This window comes from Fuerstiella sp. (assembly GCA_022447225.1).
Classification (GTDB): domain Bacteria; phylum Planctomycetota; class Planctomycetia; order Planctomycetales; family Planctomycetaceae; genus S139-18.
This window is the reverse complement of the sequence record JAKVAZ010000008.1, coordinates 152,203-169,014: the sequence shown is the minus strand read 5'-3', so window position 1 is coordinate 169,014 and position 16,812 is coordinate 152,203. Positions and strand designations below refer to the sequence as shown.

At 53.6% G+C, this 16,812-nt stretch carries 13 protein-coding genes; 5 read left to right on the top strand and 8 right to left on the bottom strand.

Features of this window, described 5'->3' with window-relative positions; genetic code table 11:
- Positions 1-123 precede the first annotated feature (123 nt).
- On the top strand, positions 124-903 hold the full coding sequence (locus MK110_09965) for a SapC family protein (protein MCH2211618.1): 780 nt from the start codon (positions 124-126) through the stop codon (positions 901-903).
- 161 nt (positions 904-1,064) lie between these two features.
- On the opposite strand, the gene speB is transcribed toward MK110_09965, so the two are convergent.
- From speB to MK110_09940, 5 genes are all read right to left on the bottom strand, one after another.
- On the bottom strand, positions 1,065-1,961 hold the full coding sequence (speB, locus tag MK110_09960) for an agmatinase (protein MCH2211617.1): 897 nt from the start codon (positions 1,959-1,961) through the stop codon (positions 1,065-1,067).
- A 94-nt stretch (positions 1,962-2,055) separates the two neighbouring features.
- Complete coding sequence (gene speA, locus MK110_09955; GenBank protein ID MCH2211616.1) at positions 2,056-3,969, bottom strand: biosynthetic arginine decarboxylase; 1,914 nt, start codon at positions 3,967-3,969, stop codon at positions 2,056-2,058.
- A 418-nt stretch (positions 3,970-4,387) separates the two neighbouring features.
- Positions 4,388-5,239 (bottom strand): hypothetical protein, encoded by an 852-nt coding sequence (locus MK110_09950; protein MCH2211615.1) that lies wholly within the window; start codon positions 5,237-5,239, stop codon positions 4,388-4,390.
- Positions 5,240-5,355: 116 nt separating this feature from the next.
- Positions 5,356-5,721 (bottom strand): hypothetical protein, encoded by a 366-nt coding sequence (locus MK110_09945; GenBank protein MCH2211614.1) that lies wholly within the window; start codon positions 5,719-5,721, stop codon positions 5,356-5,358.
- A 424-nt stretch (positions 5,722-6,145) separates the two neighbouring features.
- A complete protein-coding gene (locus MK110_09940) occupies positions 6,146-8,404 on the bottom strand; it encodes a serine/threonine protein kinase (protein MCH2211613.1) in 2,259 nt (752 codons plus the stop codon).
- 153 nt (positions 8,405-8,557) lie between these two features.
- Here MK110_09940 and MK110_09935 point away from each other — a divergent pair, with 153 nt between their 5' ends.
- Positions 8,558-9,169, top strand: coding sequence for a sigma-70 family RNA polymerase sigma factor (locus MK110_09935; protein ID MCH2211612.1), 612 nt, complete (start codon positions 8,558-8,560; stop codon positions 9,167-9,169).
- Positions 9,170-9,593: 424 nt separating this feature from the next.
- A complete protein-coding gene (locus tag MK110_09930) occupies positions 9,594-10,484 on the top strand; it encodes a hypothetical protein (protein ID MCH2211611.1) in 891 nt (296 codons plus the stop codon).
- 128 nt (positions 10,485-10,612) lie between these two features.
- On the opposite strand, the gene MK110_09925 is transcribed toward MK110_09930, so the two are convergent.
- A complete protein-coding gene (locus MK110_09925; protein ID MCH2211610.1) occupies positions 10,613-11,692 on the bottom strand; it encodes a class I SAM-dependent methyltransferase in 1,080 nt (359 codons plus the stop codon).
- Positions 11,685-11,924 (bottom strand): hypothetical protein, encoded by a 240-nt coding sequence (locus tag MK110_09920; protein MCH2211609.1) that lies wholly within the window; start codon positions 11,922-11,924, stop codon positions 11,685-11,687. The genes MK110_09925 and MK110_09920 overlap by 8 nt, the downstream gene beginning before the upstream one ends.
- 960 nt (positions 11,925-12,884) lie before the next feature.
- Between MK110_09920 and MK110_09915 the strand changes: the two genes are divergently transcribed.
- Together MK110_09915 and MK110_09910 are read left to right on the top strand one after the other, a co-directional pair.
- On the top strand, positions 12,885-14,063 hold the full coding sequence (locus tag MK110_09915; GenBank protein ID MCH2211608.1) for a serine protease: 1,179 nt from the start codon (positions 12,885-12,887) through the stop codon (positions 14,061-14,063).
- 420 nt (positions 14,064-14,483) lie between these two features.
- Complete coding sequence (locus MK110_09910) at positions 14,484-15,209, top strand: hypothetical protein (protein MCH2211607.1); 726 nt, start codon at positions 14,484-14,486, stop codon at positions 15,207-15,209.
- 458 nt (positions 15,210-15,667) lie between these two features.
- Here the strand turns inward: MK110_09910 and MK110_09905 are convergent, their stop codons facing one another.
- Positions 15,668-16,792, bottom strand: a complete 1,125-nt coding sequence (locus tag MK110_09905) for a beta-lactamase family protein (protein ID MCH2211606.1) — start codon at positions 16,790-16,792, stop codon at positions 15,668-15,670.
- Positions 16,793-16,812: the final 20 nt, after the last annotated feature.

Genomic DNA, 16,812 nt, shown 5'->3' with positions numbered 1-16,812 from the left:
GCATAGTGATATCGTCAGGACGGCTGCAGCAGTTCACTGAAGAGCGGGTGTGGGCAGAGCCTCCGACTCATGACGCATTATAAAATGCGAACATGTTAATAATTAAAAAAGGGCCCCGGAGCGATGACAACTCAAATGCTTTTTTACGACAACATTTCTGTTGTCTCCCAGGAACAACACCGTGACCTGGCTCTGAAACCAATGGGTGACTATGGATTCACACGAAATGTGAATTCTGTGCCACTGTTGACTTCGGAGTTCCTCAGCGCCGCGGGTGAGTTTCCTATCGTATTTGCGGGTAACGAAGATAACATTCTGCCGCACGCGATCATTGGGACCCGACAACAGGAGAATCTGTTCGTCAATGAAGACGGTGAGTGGCAGGGCAAGTATGTTCCCGCATTTATCCGCCGATATCCTTTCGTGTTTTCCAGTGCCGACGACGGTCAGACATTGACGCTGTGTATTGACGAGAGCTATCCCGGATTCAACCGTGAGGGGCAGGGGGAGCGTCTGTTTGATGCAGACGGAAATCAAACCATGTACCTCAAGAACGTGCTGGAGTTCCTGAGGAGTTATCAGTTGAGTTTTCAGGCCACTACAGAGTTCTGTAAGCAAATCCTGGACCTGGGTTTGCTTACAGAAATGCAGGCCAATGTGACGTTAGGTACTGGAGAGACCAATCGTCTGACCGGATTTCGGGGAGTCGATCGCAACCGACTGCGTCAACTGGAGGATCAGTCGGTTCTCGAAATGCACAAATCCGGGGGGCTTGACCTGATTCACGCGCAACTGTTGTCCATACAAAATTTTCGCATCATTGCCGATCGTGTTCAGCCCTCTCTAAGCCAGGAAGCTGCAACCGAATATTCCGGCGAAGCGACAACACCGAGTTCAGAATAAACAGCAGCGGCTGAAAAGCCGTTCTAATCGACGGTTTACAGCTGTTGTTGACAGCCTGTTGAACGGATGCAGTGTTCGTTGTTTTATGCAACCAGTCTGTTGACTAACAAACAGGGACCTGTGTTACCATATGTCTGATCGGTCGGTTCGTTCACGAAGTCTCAGGGGCAGCGTTGGGCAAAGTGGTAGGCCAGTAACTTGCCGAGCAATCGGGCGGACGTGAATTCGTTGACGCGAGAATCCGGCTGTGGGACCGTTTCCACCACGTCGCAGCCGATCAGTCGGATGTTTTTGTTTTCGTCAAGCATCACCCTGAGATAACGCAATGCCTGCCACCAGGTCAGTCCTCCCGGTTGTGGTGTGCCGGTTGCCGGACACAGACTGACGTCCAGTCCGTCCACGTCGATCGTCAGGTAAACGTTGCCGGAAAGCAGTCGCAGGCGTTCAATGAGTTGCCGTTCTCTGTCAGGGTTGCCGGCCAGTTGCTGAGCAAAAAATGTTTCAACACGGCCGGAGGTACGTCCGTAGCTGAACTCGTTCCGCTCGGCTGACCGGATGCCGATTGCAATCAGCTTTGCTCCCGATTCCACCACGCGGTGCATCACACAGGCATGAGAAAAATTTGAGCCTTCGTATTCGCTCCGCAGGTCTGTGTGGGCGTCAATCTGCACCACCGTGATGTCTGAAAAATCGTCGGCATCGGTTTGTGCACAGATAAGCGGGAAAGTCACACTGTGTTCGCCACCAATACCAATCAACAGTCGATCGTCTGAACGCAGTCGCCGTGCTTCCGCTGCCACGCATTCAAGATAATCGCCCGGTTGTTGAGCGTCACCAGGTACAACGGGGGCCGCAATGTGATAGGCGAGACGGTCCAGATCAAAATCGACTTCCTCATCCCACAGTTCATTCTGCGAAGATGCGTGCAGAATTGCCGCGGGCCCCAGGGACGTCCCTTTTCCATAAGAAACAGTGCCTTCGTACGGTAATGGTAACACCACCACGTCGGCGGCTTCGAGGCCGACATCAGGGAGATCGATAAACAGATGAGTCGTCATGCGGAATCCATGGGTTTGAAAATGATTTGGTCTGTGCTGCGGTACGAATGACCTGCTGACGCGGGATTCGACAGATTCCGGTCAGTCAGATTGATCAGCCGCCCGATTCCTCCAGGTATGTGTAGCCCGCCAGCGCTTCTTCGTAGGATTTAAGAAAAGTGCCTGCTTCGTGATGATTAATCGCGCCCTCTCTGACGGCCTGTTCCACGGCGGACTGCATTCGCCGGACCAGATCGACTCCGTCAAACTGCACGTAACGCAGCACGTCACGCACACTGTCGCCTTTCACTATCGACTCGATCGTAATTTCGCCTCTGGACGGCACGTCCACGTGGACTGCATCCGTGTCACCGAACAGATTGTGGATGTCCCCGAGGATTTCCTGATAGGCACCCACCAGAAAGGCGCCCAGATAGTAAGGGGTTCCGTCAAATGCGTGGAGATTCAATGTCTGACTGACATCGCGCCGGCCGATAAACTGATCGATCTTTCCGTCGCTGTCACAAGTCACATCACCAATCACCGCATGCCGCTGTGGACAGGTTTCCAGACGGTGCACGGGCATGATTGGAAAGATCTGATGAATGGCCCAACTGTCCGGGATGGATTGAAACAGTGAAAAATTGGCGAAATAGGTGTCACACAACGTGCGGTCAAGTCGCTCGAATTCTTCGGGAATATGGTCCATATTTGCCGCCATCCAGCGAATTCGATCGCAGATGGTCCAATAGAGATTTTCGGCAATGCTTCGCCGGTCCAGAGTCAGGTGTCCGCTGCTGAATAGATCGAGAACCGATTCATACGCCGTTTGTGCGTCATGCAGACTTTCCGTCAAATTGCCGGAGTTGAGATCGGCAAACGTTTCCGCAAGTGTGAGCAGGGGAAGTTCTGCATTGTCCGGTAACGACTCGACAACGTGTTCGTTGTGTTGCGCGACGCCCAGAATGTTGAACACGAGTACGCTGTAGTACGCGGCGATCGTACGACCGCTCTCGGAAATGATATCGGGATGCGGAACTTCGGCCTCGTCGCACACTGTCTGAAAGTGGTAGATGACATCGTTGGCGTACTCCTGCAGGCTGTAGTTGATGCTGGAGTTGGAGTCTGTCTGTGATCCGTCGTAATCGACTCCCAGGCCGCCCCCCACATCGATCGACTGCAGGCCCGCGCCCCGCTGTTTCAAATCGGCATAAATTCGGGCGGATTCCACCAGAGCCTGCTTGATTCGGCGAATGTCTGTAATCTGGCTTCCCAAATGAAAATGAAGCAGACAAAAGCAATCGGCCATATTTCGCTGGTCCAGGACTTCCAGACCTCTCAGTACTTCGGCTGTCGTGAGTCCGAATTTTGACTTGACACCGCCGGAGTCTTTCCAGCGGCCGGCCCCGCAGGCTGCCAGTTTGATCCGCATTCCAAACCGTGGGCGAACACCAACACTTTGTGCCTGCTGCAGAATCAGTTCCAGCTCACTGTACTGTTCGATCACAGGAATGACGGTCCGGCCAATTTTCTGTGCCAGCATCACCATCCTGATGAACGTGGTGTCTTTGAATCCGTTACAAATGATGGGGGTGTCCGCGCCGGCCATGGCAATGACCGCCAGCAGTTCCGGTTTACTGCCGGCCTCAAGACCAAAACCGTGCGCTGAGCTGTACTTGATGAGTTTCTCAACGACTCGACGTTGCTGGTTCACTTTAACGGGATATACGCAGCGGTATGTGCCCGTATAATCGTGGTCCTCGATTGCTGTGGCAAAGGTTGAGTTCAGCTGCCGCAGCCGGTCTTTAAGAATTCCGTCAAATCGCAGCAGAACCGGAAGTTCTACGCCGCTCAGTTTGAGTCGATCGATCAGTTCTTTGATGTCAATCGACCTGTCCGGATCACGATCGGGATGGACCAGAACATTTCCGTCGGGGCTGATTGAGAAATACCCGTTCCCCCAGCGGTCGACGCCATACAGTTCACTTGCATCGTCGGTCGTCCATCGTTCTGTGGAGTTTTCCGGCATGTTTGAATGAGCACAATGGCAATCATGAGTGATAAAATCAGCGTTACGAAAGTACCGCGTCAGATCGGTACAATCTGGCAGACCATAGGCCGTCAGTCATCGGGCTGCAAAGTATCTCTAACGGGAATGTCACCACGATAGAAAAGCAGAGAAGCGGTGACGTTCTTGACCTCTCTGGAAACGGCGGACTGTTATGAAGTGCGATTCGGGGTGTTCCGCATACGGCACCCTCGCCACAATCGTTCCGGTGACTGTTCGCGATCAACGCGGGAGAACTGCTGTCGTCGAAGTCGTCTGACGAAAACACCAAAGTGTTCCCGGGATTCATTGCTGTTGTGTTCAATCTGATGATTGAGTTCACCGAAGCGGCGAGCAGAATGAATCGCAGGAATGGCTTTGGTGATTTTCTCGCGGCTGCTCAGCTATGTCGCAAACGCAGGTTTTGCGACTGATTGAGGTCCAGGTCGTCCAGATCCAGTCCGTCCAGAGGTGACGGTGTTCTTTCCTGAGGGATTTCAGGAGCAGGAACTGCCGGGGCAACGTCGTCCGGAGCGACCGGAGTTGTTTCCGCTACCTCAGCTGGCACCGGTGTTTCCACAACCAGGGCCGGAATATCACATCGTTTGAGGATCTGAACATTGTTGAGTTCATCTCGTTCCAGTAAATAATCATCGCTGTCCACGGCGACAATCACAGTGTCAAATTCAGCCTGCTGGTGGTACGGTCCAATGGACATGCAGGTCACAGGCAACTGAACCTGAATCTGCAGTTGTTCACCAGCTTCCATGCGAGGAATACAGACGGTTGATGTGGGAGAATGCACATAAATCTGACCCAGCACGCCGACGACAGAAACCCGAAAATTTCCGATTGGCAGGTTGCTGTTGTTGCTCATGCCGATTTGGAAGATTGGTCCTTTGCTGGGGTCGCCGTCACAGACCAGGCTGACACTCAGCAGTTGCAGATCGCCTGGCGTCACACCGGCAGTTAAATACGGCAGCAGGACCTGGCTGTTGCCGATGTTACCGGTTTCGCGACGCAGTTGATTGATCTGCAGCAGATCAATCACGTGACTGCAGTCGGATGTCGGGATCCCCAACAACTGACTGGTTCTGATCCGGTCGGGATTCGCCGGCTGCAGGAACTGCATCACCTGCGGTGATCCTGCCGAATCCGGAACGGCTGGCTGTTGAGCCATTACCTGACTGATGCCGGCACCGACGATGATGCTCATTGCAGTCAGTTTAAAAGTGGTCTGTTGAGATCGCATTTTGCGTTCTCCTTATCAGGAAAGTGTGTGCTAAACGGATTCACATGAAAATAAAGCCCGGAAGTTGCGTTGCGCAGACGACCGGGCTTTACGGACAGCCGGATGGTGCCGGTCTTTTAGAAACAACCCCAGTAATGGTGGTAGATCGGTGTCAGGACACAGCGGTAAATCGGACGAGGCCAGCACATCGAGTGATAGCTGTACAGCGGGCGACAGTAATTGAAGCACCTGTAGCGGAATCCGTGACCCCAGTTGCGATAGTTGTAGCCGAATCGTCGGAAGCAGGCTTCGATGGCGTCTTCGCTTTCTTTACCGGTATTCGCACTCAAAGCGTCGACATCAATGTCCGGATCTTCAGTTACGATTTCAACGTTGGCATCCGTGATGGATGCGATATCGACTGACAGGTCCTCATCTGCTTTGACAGACGTGGTGGCCATTAGGGCCAGTGGCACCAGGGCCAGTAAAATATTCTTCAACATGGTTCTCTTTCTCCAGGTCCGGCACGGGTGAGTAAAATGAAACAGCAGATTGCCGGTCGGCCGTTGTTTCGATTTGTCGTTACTCCCCACAGCGAAACCTTCGGAGATCTGTTACATGACTTTTCAAACAATTGGCATTCGCGTGCCGGGCCGTTTATTCACTGTTTTAGCGCCTATGATCCTGACGCATCGTTCTGTCCGACCGGTACTGGACGCCTGTCCGCTGACACTGCCTGCTGTAACGCTTTGATGTCATGACGGACTATCACGGTGACTTCACTCCGAGAGGGGCGGCGGAAACCATAGTGCGACAATTCACGGGTCCATGTCCTTGAACCCGTAATTCCGTGTCGGAGCCGTTGGAACTTCGGAAACACACAGGACCAGGCCTGAAAGATCGATCCGTTGCCGGTTCCTGTATAGCTTACGTTTTCTGAGCATTCCGGCTGGTTAGCCGGTAGGCGTCGTGCAGGGCTTCGATATCTCGTTGCAGTGTTCGTGACAGACACAGGGCGAAGGCGAATCCGATGGCTCCCAGGACGCTCAACACCAGCAGAGCGAGTCCACCCAGGGAATCTTTTCCTTCACCGGTTGCGATCAGAATCAACATTCCCACTGCCGGCACACCGCCCGCCAGATACAAAGACCAGGCAGACTGCATTGATAATGCCTGCAATCTGTTGACATCCTGTGACGTCAAACAGTCGTGTCGCAACAATGCGGGAAAGTAGGCTCGAATCGTTAGCGTCGCGGTAAGAAAAAACGGATACGCAGCGGCAAGCAGCCCGCAGATGACCAAAGAGCCAATGAAATAAATCGGCACGACGGCGTCCAGGCTGCCTGCGAACAGGTACAAAGCCAGAGGATAAGCCAGTCCGGCAATGCCCCACTCCGTGATTCCCAGAATCGTCACGAAACGGCTTAAACGCAGTGATCGGATTCTGGCTGCTGCAGGAGACGGACCGGTTCTGTCACCATCGCGGCGAATGGCCCGGACAATCGGCTTGATATAGGAAATACAAAGACCGAAAGCGATCGAAAAGGCGATGAGGTTGATCACGATCACAAGCATCCGAAACTTGTCCACCAGCAGCTGAGACTGATCGGGTTGATCCGTTGTCAGAGCGGTCAGATCTCTGATGATCTTTGTTTCGTTATAAAAGTAGTTGAAACAGGCGGCAAAAATATGAGGCACGATTGCGGCGAACAGAAAGGCCGGCATCGGCCAGGTCACAGCGGCTTTTCGCCAGCCGGTTTCACTGGACCGGATCAGCTTTGCTACCTGAGGCTGCAAACACAGGCCCAGTTCCCGCGCCAGTTCATCGGCGGTCCGAAACCGATTCTCCGGATCGGGTTCCAGACACCGACGCAGGATGAGTACCAAAAGTTCTTCCGTGGCGTTTGCGGGTGGTGTGGGTGGATCACCAACGCCCTGACCACGAAGTTCCGTCATATCGTCCAGGGTTTGGTTCCAGTTTTCGGTGACTGTCTCATCGGGAAAAGGGCGTTTCCCGTACATCAGTTCCCACAGCAGGATTCCCAGAGAAAACACATCCGAACGTTCATCCAGGTCATCCGCCTGAGTCCTTCTGTCTGAATGGCAGACTTCCAGTTGCTCCGGCGACATATAAGCCAGGCTTCCTCCAAAGGAAGCTGCTGCAGTGTCACCGATGACTTCGGAAGAAAAACTGATGTTGAAGTCCGCCAGTTTGGCGGAACCGTTGACTTCCAGCAGGACGTTGGCTGGTTTGAGATCACGGTGCAACACGCCCTGTTCATGGGCATAGTGCAGTGCCTGAGCCAGTTCCATTCCCAACTGACCGGTGACCTCCGCCCACGACTTGTCCGCCAGGCCTCTGTTCAAAGAGACATTCTGTATCGACGAGATCCCTGAGTGATCCAAAGCATTTGCAATGCAGTCGGCAACCAGTCGGCCGTTTTTGTTTTCTGCGGTTTGGGAGGCCTTTACAACAGACTGCAGCGTGCCACCGGCCACAAACTGCATGTAAAGCAGACGAATACTCTGTACCGGCAGACGAACCTGATCGTGGACCCGAACAATATTCGGGTGGTCCAGTTGAGCCAGAGTCTGGGCTTCGGTGCCCTTATCGTTCGACACCTTCAACGCCACCAGTCGCTGCATGGATTCCTGTCGGGCCAGAAATACACTTCCGAAGGCTCCGGTCCCCAGAGCCGACATCAGGTAGAAATCACCGATGTGATCACCGGGCTGATACTGTTCACTTAATTGCTGACCGGTCCGTTCCTGTTCACTGGCAGCATCTGCCGGCAACCGGCGACGAATTTCGCCAGCTTTTTCCGGAAACCGAGCGATGTACTCGTCGGTGTCAACCGGATTGCCCGACCGGACGCGGCGCAGATGATGTTCTTCCTGGATGAGTTCGATCGGGATTCCGTCGGGTTCTCCCAGTTCCGGGTGTTCTGCCAGATAGTCCTCCAGTTGCAGGACCGGGCCCTCCCCGTTGTGTCGATATTCCAGATCGACTTTGATGAGTTCGATCAGGACCATCTTGCGGAGGGATCCGGGGTCCTCAGGAAGATGTTCACCCAGTGGTGGTCCGAAACCATCGTTCTCCCATGCGTCCAGAAACGCTTCCAGATAACCCGCCAGAATCTCCCAGTTGTTTTCGGGATCCGAACAGAAGTCATTCGGCTGATTCATGGGGAAATTCTGTGTCAGTAATTCAGAGAACGTGGAGGACCGTGTTCGGTGAACAATCCAGGGGAGGATGATACCATCGCTGCAGAACAGCACGACCGGCTGCCCCCCAAATCCGTGATTCCGTCCGACAGACGTTAAAACGATCGCGATTTCATGAGTGACTATGAAGACGATCCCGTACTGCTGAAAGGGATCAGCGAAGGCTGTGTTGAATCTTTGGCGGAATTTTTGAACGTTAACCAAAAACAGTTGATGGCGTTTATCAGTCGTCGACTGGGAGACGCCCTGCGAAACAAAGTCGAAGTCGAAGACATCTTTCAGGAGGTCAGTGCGGAAGCCGTGCGTTCCATCACTGCCGAGTTTCCCGGCGAGCGAGACCCATTTTCGTGGTTGTGCCACATGGCAGAACGCAGGATTGTGGACGCCCACCGCCATCATTTTGGCGCTCAGAAGCGGGACGCTCGCAGGGAACGCCCGCTGGAAGGCCGTTCTTCCCGGAGCAGCGAAGGAGGAATGATCAACATGCTCGTGAAAAGCATGACGACTCCCAGTGCCGCATTTTCCCGAAACGCCCGTGAAATGAGACTCTACGAAGCCTTGTCAGGACTGTCGTCTGATCAACAGGAAGCTGTCCGGTTGAAGTACGTCGAAAACAAGCCTTCCAAAGAAATTGCAGCTGCTTTGGGGAAATCGGACGCTGCCGTTCGAGTCATGCTGACTCGAACCATGAAGCAGCTCCACGAAATCCTGGATGCTGCGGAGTAGTCTGACTCGTTTTCGTTACTTCAATGGACATCTTTGCCAACGCATGAGCGGTGATCTACATCTGGCGGGGATGACCAAACGCACTCATGCCGGCGACCTGTATTCCGTCTGTCAGGTGCCCGATCATCGCCTGCAGACGTTCGGCGGCCCCTCTCGATCATTCATTCGCATTCGCGAAGTCCAAGGCTTAATGGTTTGGAACTGTGTTGTCGCGAAACTCTGCTTGGCGGTGTGCAGGCGATAATCAGAACGTATTCGATCAAGTGGAGCTTTAAGTTCACGGGGTCCCAGGCCGGGAACCTGGAACAGGACCGCATTGATCTGATGACGTAGAACAAATTGACTTTCCGCGTAACATCCTCGGCAAATTCTCGCTTTGGCAGTTGTATTCCATTAATCCTCCATCTGAAAAACAGGTGCTGCCATGAGAACAATCGTCCCTGGATTCACCGCTGCCTTCATTATTGGTCTTGGTTCTGTCGGCTTCGCCGACAGCAATGACCTGTTTTCCGACGTCCGACCTGGATCTGTCTTCGGTAGTTCGTCTTCCGGAAACGCTGATGCCGGAACCGGAACCAAACCGTCGAAGAGGCTGGTGAGTCCCGAGGAAGTGCGGGAAATGCTGAATGCGGCAGAGTTTGATGCCAAAGTCCTCAGCAATCGGATTGTCACAATGAAGAAGGAACTGGCTCCGTGGTCTTTTCCTGTGATGGTGATCCTCGCCGAAGACGAAACCACACTTACAATCGTGCTGGGTTTGAGCACGATCAAAGACGTTGAAAAGGATCTGCCTGCGAAGACTCTGCTGAGGATGATGAATGCCAGCCAAAACAACGCTCCGAGCCTGTTCGCGTATCATGCAACGCGGGAACGGATGGAATTGTCGCTGGTGGTGAAAAACCAGGGTCTCACCGGGCAACAGCTTCGAGACACAATCAATCGCATGGCCATTTTGGCGAAAAATACGGAAGATATCTGGGCATCAAAGTCCGAAACGCCATCGGAACCGGATCAGGAATCAAATTCGACTCCGCAGACAACGACGGCCTCTCTGGCAGGAAAATGGTCAGCTGTCAGATCGAACACCGAAGCGTTCGCTGTGGAATTTAGTGCCGGCGGGACGTTCAATCTGGTCCATATCAAAAATGGGCAGCAAACCAGGTCCAGCGGAAAATTCACGGTGACTCAGGGTTCACTGAGTCTCCTGGGGGACGATGGAGTGAAACTGGCAGGGAAGCTCACGCTGACGTCCGATACACAGTTCAGTTTTCAGATTCAAAACACCACACCACTGGTCTTTAGTAAAGCCTCATAGGTCTTACCGTCACACGACTTCAGCCTGACACCTGTCGCCGCAATCAGTGCATTGCTGCGACGGTTTTTTACGTTGTGTCAGAATTCTGACATTGTTCCGGGAATCACTCCTGACTAAGAACAATATCATTAACCATCCAATACGCTTTCGGCAGCCGTCGTTTGTTGATCGGTTACCGGTCGGGCAGCCAGATAATGAATGGTTCCTCCGGAGCGAAACACGGCAGCCGCAATAGCCAGCGGCAGCACGATGACCATGCCTGCGACGTAGGTTGCCAACCAGCCGATGCGTGCAGCCAATGTCAAGTTCCCCTCCGGCAGGGGTTCGTTGAGTAAATACGAATACAGACGGTTCCGCTGCCGTGGCAGCAATTTGTTCAGAATGCTTTGAACCCAGCCGAATGGATTTTGCCGAAGCGAAAAGTGATGTTCTCGCAAGACATCCAGACCACAGTTTTTCAGTAGTGTCTGCAGTGCGGTCGAAGGGAAGTGATACAGGTGCCTTGGCGGGTCCAGATGGAACCAGGCGGATCCAAACAACCGGGCTTGCCAGCTTGAATAATTGGGGACCGCAACCACCAGTTTGCCGCCGGGTTTCAGGGCGCGGCAGGCGGCCTGCAGCGTGGCATCCGGACCCGTAACGTGTTCCAGCACATGCCAGATGATCACTAAATCGTATTCGGCGGCCCGTACGGGGGCTTCCTGCAGAGAGGCTGCGATCAGTACCTCAACATCACGATGAATTCCCTGAACAGCGTCTGCGGAAATTTCGAACCCTGTGACATGATAGCCGGCAGCAGCCAGAGGGGATGCCACCACGCCGCGACCGCAACCTACGTCCAGTACATGTCCTCCGGGGGACAGATGTCTCGTCAGAAAATGCGTTTGTCGATTGCCGACCAGTCGCACCAGGATTTCTGTCAGACGTCCAAATTTTTGACCAGACTCACCGTAGTACTGCGAAACGTAGAACGAGGCCAGTTCATCGGGCGTCGGTGAGGGGAACAGCATTCCTGTGCCACAGCTTTGGCAGTCATGGATTCCAAACCGTGTGCCGGGCAGACGCATTTGTTCTTTAAACGTCTGCCCGCTGCAGACACAGCAACACTCGTTGTCTGCATGTTGGTGCAACGCGTGATCGCCGGATACCACCTGCTGTGCGTACAGAGACGGAATCGATTCCGGTGAAACATTCCCCGTATTACTCATGGGCCGTCTCTTCGGCTGCTGATTCTGCGGGGCCACGTGAAATTGTTTGGCATCCGAACTGCCGCCGCTCCGGTACCATCGTTGTTGACTTGTGTTCCGTAAGGACTGCTGTCGGCTCGTATTCCTGCAACCATTGTTGTGTCTGGTCATGTGACATCTGCAGGTAAACAGGGTCTGTGGCCGCGGCCATTCCTGTGGAACCATTCCGCTGAGGCAGTTGTTCAAGTGGCATCTGTTCAAATTGTGATTCAAAAAACTTCGTCTGGTCCGGTGCAGCGTTCTGGAAATACGGAAACGTCGCACGCTGACGTCGCCGAGGGACACAGAACTTATCTGGGCAACAGGACTTGTCGTTCATCAACAAAGGATTACTGAATAAACGGTGAGTCGGAAAATCTTCCACTGCACTCAAAATGCTGCTGGACCACAGCAGTCGTCCCACCTGCTGATTGAACTGTGATTGAGAATCCTGAGAGGGCATTGAAATGGTCTTTGCTAAGGACAACAGGACATTTCACAGATTGGATTGGGAAACGAGCAGCCGTACGAATGTACCGTGCGGATCGGCCAGCCTACAAAATATTCAGCTAGGCATGTGATTGGTAAGTTCTCAGGAAGTACAGGAAATGCTGAACTCGGCAGAGTTTGATGGCAAACTCCTCAACATTCGCATTGTCACGCTCAGGAAGGAAACAGGGCAGCAGTGAAATTAAACGCCTCAAACCACAACGCTGTTTCCCGCGGGGAACTGTTCCGTCCGGCTGGTGTTCCGTTTTGGGATTCAAAACACCACGAGACCCGGGTTTCATACCGGGGTTGCGTGGCAAACCCGGTATGTTCAATGACTTAGGAACTTGCGGTGATTCCCTTGCAGTGGTCAGGGTGTTGTGGGGACGAGTTTTTAGGTGGTGTCCGAATTCGGACATCATGATCTTATTTGAGCGGGGCTCAGGGCCGAAGCGGTGACGGACAATTCGCAGCCTGATTTACAGGCAATCCGCGGAGATATCTCCTTCGACGAACTGACGTTCAGTGGATTCGACGACAGCAAACGCCGTGTTTTCCGGTGGGAAATTTTTCGTGGGATTTTCAAAACGAGTGTAACAAACCACGGCGTTTTTCGCTGAGGTTACTGAATCAGGATTCTTCCTGGTCAATCTCGACCCACACATTCGGAAATGGTGCAATGATGATGTCCTCAATCAAACAACTGCTGATTCGGTATGCCGTCTGTACTGCGGTCTTCGCCATCCTGGCCTCGATCGTCAAAGCCGATGTCAAAATTTACAGCAGCACACTCAAGTCCACCGCATGGGTTCTTGCCAAAACCGGTGGTGAAACGTCCAGCGGAACGGGTGTTCTGGTAGATGCCGGAAAGAAGCTGTTAATCACCAACTTTCATGTGGTCGGTGACGCTCGCGCCGCGGTGCTCTTCTTCCCTGATCTGAAGAACGAAAAGCCCGTGGTGAGCCGTCAGCATTACCTGAAAAATGTAAAAAAACTGGGGATTCGCGGTCGAGTTCTGGGAATCGATCGTAAACGTGATCTGGCCCTGATCGAACTGGATCGCCTGCCGGAAGGAGCCCAGGCACTTCCGCTGGCGGAAACCAGCATTGGTCCCGGCGAAGAAATACAGTCCATCGGCAACACCGGATCGTCGGATGCTCTTTGGGTTTTCACTTCGGGAACCGTGAGATCGGTCTATCAGAAACAGTTTCGCACGGGTGCCGGTGAACACGATTTCATGGTCGTGGAAACCCAGTCTCCGATCAATTCCGGTGACAGTGGCGGTCCGGTGGTGAACAACAGGGGCGAACTGGTCGCCATTTCTCAGGCGATTTCTCCCAAAGCGAGGCTGGTCAGCTACAGCGTCGATATTTCGGAAGTCAAAACGTTCCTGGACAGCAACTGGAAACCGGCTCCACTGCCGATCGCAGATGTACTGAACAAGGCCGACCTCAAATTCAAACAGGTTGAAAACGGGCCATACGAAGTGTCTTTTGATCAGCCGGATGATCAGCAGCAGTCTGTCTTTGTGACGAAGGATGTGGAGTACTTTGAGCAGGCGGATGTTCGCAAAGTGTGGGCTCTGGCCGCCACGTTGAAGGAATCACCGGTTCTTGAAACCGCGCTCAGGCTGCTTCAGCAGAGTGCTCGAACGAAAATCGGAGCCTGGAGTGTTGAACGAGACGATTCCGGTAACTTTCTGGTGATCTTTGTCTGCAAGATCGACGCAACAGCCACTCCCATGGTTCTGAAGAGCACCATGGAATATGTAGCTAAGCTCAGCAATCTGGCAAAGAAGGACCTGGCACCGACGGCGACCACGGAAGATCCTGCCAACGTGCTGGCGTCATGGTTGAGCGACTGAAGCTGGTTCAGGGTTGAGCCATTTCCGAAACGGTCGCAGTGACTTCCTCCGGGAAACGCTGCGACCGTTTTTATTTTTGTTGTCTGTGAAAAACGTGACCTTAGCCGGGGCGGTGTGAACCAACGGACGGGAGTGGCTCACCAGGCATAATCAGGCAAGTGCACCTCTGGTCCGCCGGATCCCGACCGTTGATGAAAAGCCAAACGCACCAGTGTCTGATTCCTGAGTTCAAAAACGCTGATTTAACCGAGAATCGAGGCCGGAATACCGGGCCTGTGCTCTGGCTTGTCTGTCCCCTGCCGGGTCGCACGAATTAAGAATATCCAAAAACTGCTGTAACAAACTCACAGAGTTTCCGCTGAGGTGAATGTACTCAAGAAAACACTCAACCACTGAAAACACCGACAAAGGAACACAACGATGACATTTTCACGAAGAACACTCCTGGCAGCTGTGATGACGATGGGGGCACTGGCGATCGCTCAGGATGTTCAGGCGGGTTGCCGCGGACGACGCGGCGGATTCCGCGGCCACTACATTAGCCGTTTATCTCATTATCGTAGCCAACTGTCTCGTCACCATTATGGCTACTCCCTGTCTGCACCACCGGTATCAATACATCCGTCTCAGCAGCAGATTGCTCCTCAACAACAGCAGCAGATTGCTCCTCAACAACAGCAGCAGTTTGCTCCTCAACAACAGCAGCAGTTTGCTCCTCAACAACAGCAGCAGTTTACTCCTCAGCAACAGTCAGCCCCACAGCAGACAGCTCCCGTTCCGGCACAAAACGGTAACCTACAGCTGACCGCATTGCAGGCTCTGGGTGGTTTTGCGCCTCCGCAGTCGGCTCCCGTTCAAACTCAGACTCCCACTCACGTGGGCAACTGGACCGCAACCCTGGGCAATGGTGCTCATGTTCAACTGATTCTTCAGGCTGATGGAAACTTCCGCTGGAGTGCCACCAACAAAGCGGGAATCGCCAGCAGCTTTTCCGGTCGCTTTATGGTCGGCAACGGTTCACTGACGCTGATTCGAGACAATGACAGCCAGCGTCTGGAAGGCAGCATGACAAACGACAGTCAGAACAATTTCAGTTTCAAGGTCGCTGGAATGAATACCGCAGCAATCAACTTCACCCGTAACTAAATGCCGCATGACCAGTCCGGCTTCTGATAGCCATCTGTATCTTTCTTGATGCGGGTGGCATTTTTTGTGATCAGCCACGGACGACACCGACGGCCGTCCGGTTGTCTTCCGGCCGAGCGTTTCCGGCAATCGTTCGAACCGCATTCAGCAGCGTCTACACCATTTGTTCCGTGGCGTTTGAACGATGTCTGTAGATGCAAACGGGCATGGGACTGGAACGTCGAGCACCCTGGCCGTCCATTTTCTTTTCACAATTCTCCCTTTGACCGGCAGCAATGGATCTTCAGTATTTTGTTTCGACGGGGGCAGCAGTACTGAGATCCGGACTGTTCCAAATTCCTGGTGAAGGTCGTACCACACAGCGTTGTGACGGTGCATCTCTAGCTGCTAGTCCGGGCTGAACCTGGTGATCAATGAGTCCGGTGATCAGGGCCTTGTTGTGCACCTTGCCGGTTCGATCATCGCCCCGGCGGATTCCGGCAACTTCCGCTCACTGCGTCAGCGACACGGTGCGATGCCTGGTGACGTGGATGCGGCTGTCCCGGGCGCGCCGGCAGAGTGGTGAGTACCACACACAGAGAATCCGATTCCGGGTCCGCCCAGCACAGGGTTCCCGTCGATCCGGTGTGGCCAAAGACTTTGCCAGATTGTGATGGTCCGCCGGAGCCACTTCCCAGATCAAAACCAAGGCCTCGCGGACGAACGCCAGGTGGGTTGTGATTTGTGACCATCATGCGTGCCGTCTCAGGCTGAAGCAATTTGTGTTGCGGGTGCAGGAAGGCATCCAGGAATCGCCCGACATCTTCCGCTGAACCGTGAGCACCTCCCCACGGAACACCCAGACTGCGCCAATAGTCACTATTCCAGTCCCAGTCTTTGGCGTTCGCATCACCGGACCCGGATTCCGGAGCGGCATTCTCCACCTGGCAGCGCATGAGTAATTCGGGATCGAGCTTACCAACGCCCAGTGCGGAATGTTTCATCTTCAGTGGCTGAAACACTCGTTGATTGATCAGCGAGTCGATTGGCTCACCGCTGATCCGTTGGGCCACTTCACTGGCGAGGAGAATTCCCATGCTGGAATAGCTGTACTGTGATCCTGGGGGAAACAACAGCGGGGTGCGTATGGCACTTTCAACGAATTCTGCAAGCTCAGCATGACCGGCCCTGAGTCTCTGATTCTGTGGCAACTGATCGGGTAAACCGGAGTTATGTGTGAACAACTGCCGCATGGTAATGCGGTCGCGGCCGTCACCGCTGAATTCCTGAATGAACTTACCGACAGGATCATTTAGCCGGAATTCATTCTCCTCAAAGAGCGTCATTACCGCTGCGACGGTGATTGGTTTGGAGATAGAGGCGAGCAGAAAAATCGCGTCCCTGGTCTGTGCGGCACCGAATGAGCGGACAAATACTGTTTCCCTGTGGCGGACGAATAATGCTGCCGCTTCCACCTCGCCGGAACGGACGGATCGGGTCAATACCTGTTCCGCCATTTCCAGTCCGGTCTTATGTGGAGTCGCCAGCGCACGAGTGCCGAGAGCGAGTGTCAATCCCGTTTGAAGAGCCGTGCGTCGTTTCATGGACTTGCCTTTTGATTACA

Excerpts from the sequence above, each read along its gene's own strand:
- MK110_09945 (MCH2211614.1), bottom strand. The coding sequence starts at position 5,721 with ATGTTGAAGAATATTTTACTGGCCCTGGTGCCACTGGCCCTAATGGCC.
- MK110_09905 (MCH2211606.1), bottom strand. The coding sequence starts at position 16,792 with ATGAAACGACGCACGGCTCTTCAAACGGGATTGACACTCGCTCTCGGC.
- MK110_09915 (MCH2211608.1), top strand. The coding sequence starts at position 12,885 with ATGTCCTCAATCAAACAACTGCTGATTCGGTATGCCGTCTGTACTGCG.
- MK110_09940 (MCH2211613.1), bottom strand. The coding sequence starts at position 8,404 with ATGAATCAGCCGAATGACTTCTGTTCGGATCCCGAAAACAACTGGGAG.
- speA (MCH2211616.1), bottom strand. The coding sequence starts at position 3,969 with ATGCCGGAAAACTCCACAGAACGATGGACGACCGACGATGCAAGTGAA.
- speB (MCH2211617.1), bottom strand. The coding sequence starts at position 1,961 with ATGACGACTCATCTGTTTATCGATCTCCCTGATGTCGGCCTCGAAGCC.
- MK110_09950 (MCH2211615.1), bottom strand. The coding sequence starts at position 5,239 with ATGCGATCTCAACAGACCACTTTTAAACTGACTGCAATGAGCATCATC.
- MK110_09920 (MCH2211609.1), bottom strand. The coding sequence starts at position 11,924 with ATGCCACTTGAACAACTGCCTCAGCGGAATGGTTCCACAGGAATGGCC.
- MK110_09930 (MCH2211611.1), top strand. The coding sequence starts at position 9,594 with ATGAGAACAATCGTCCCTGGATTCACCGCTGCCTTCATTATTGGTCTT.
- MK110_09935 (MCH2211612.1), top strand. The coding sequence starts at position 8,558 with ATGAGTGACTATGAAGACGATCCCGTACTGCTGAAAGGGATCAGCGAA.
- MK110_09925 (MCH2211610.1), bottom strand. The coding sequence starts at position 11,692 with ATGAGTAATACGGGGAATGTTTCACCGGAATCGATTCCGTCTCTGTAC.
- MK110_09965 (MCH2211618.1), top strand. The coding sequence starts at position 124 with ATGACAACTCAAATGCTTTTTTACGACAACATTTCTGTTGTCTCCCAG.
- MK110_09910 (MCH2211607.1), top strand. The coding sequence starts at position 14,484 with ATGACATTTTCACGAAGAACACTCCTGGCAGCTGTGATGACGATGGGG.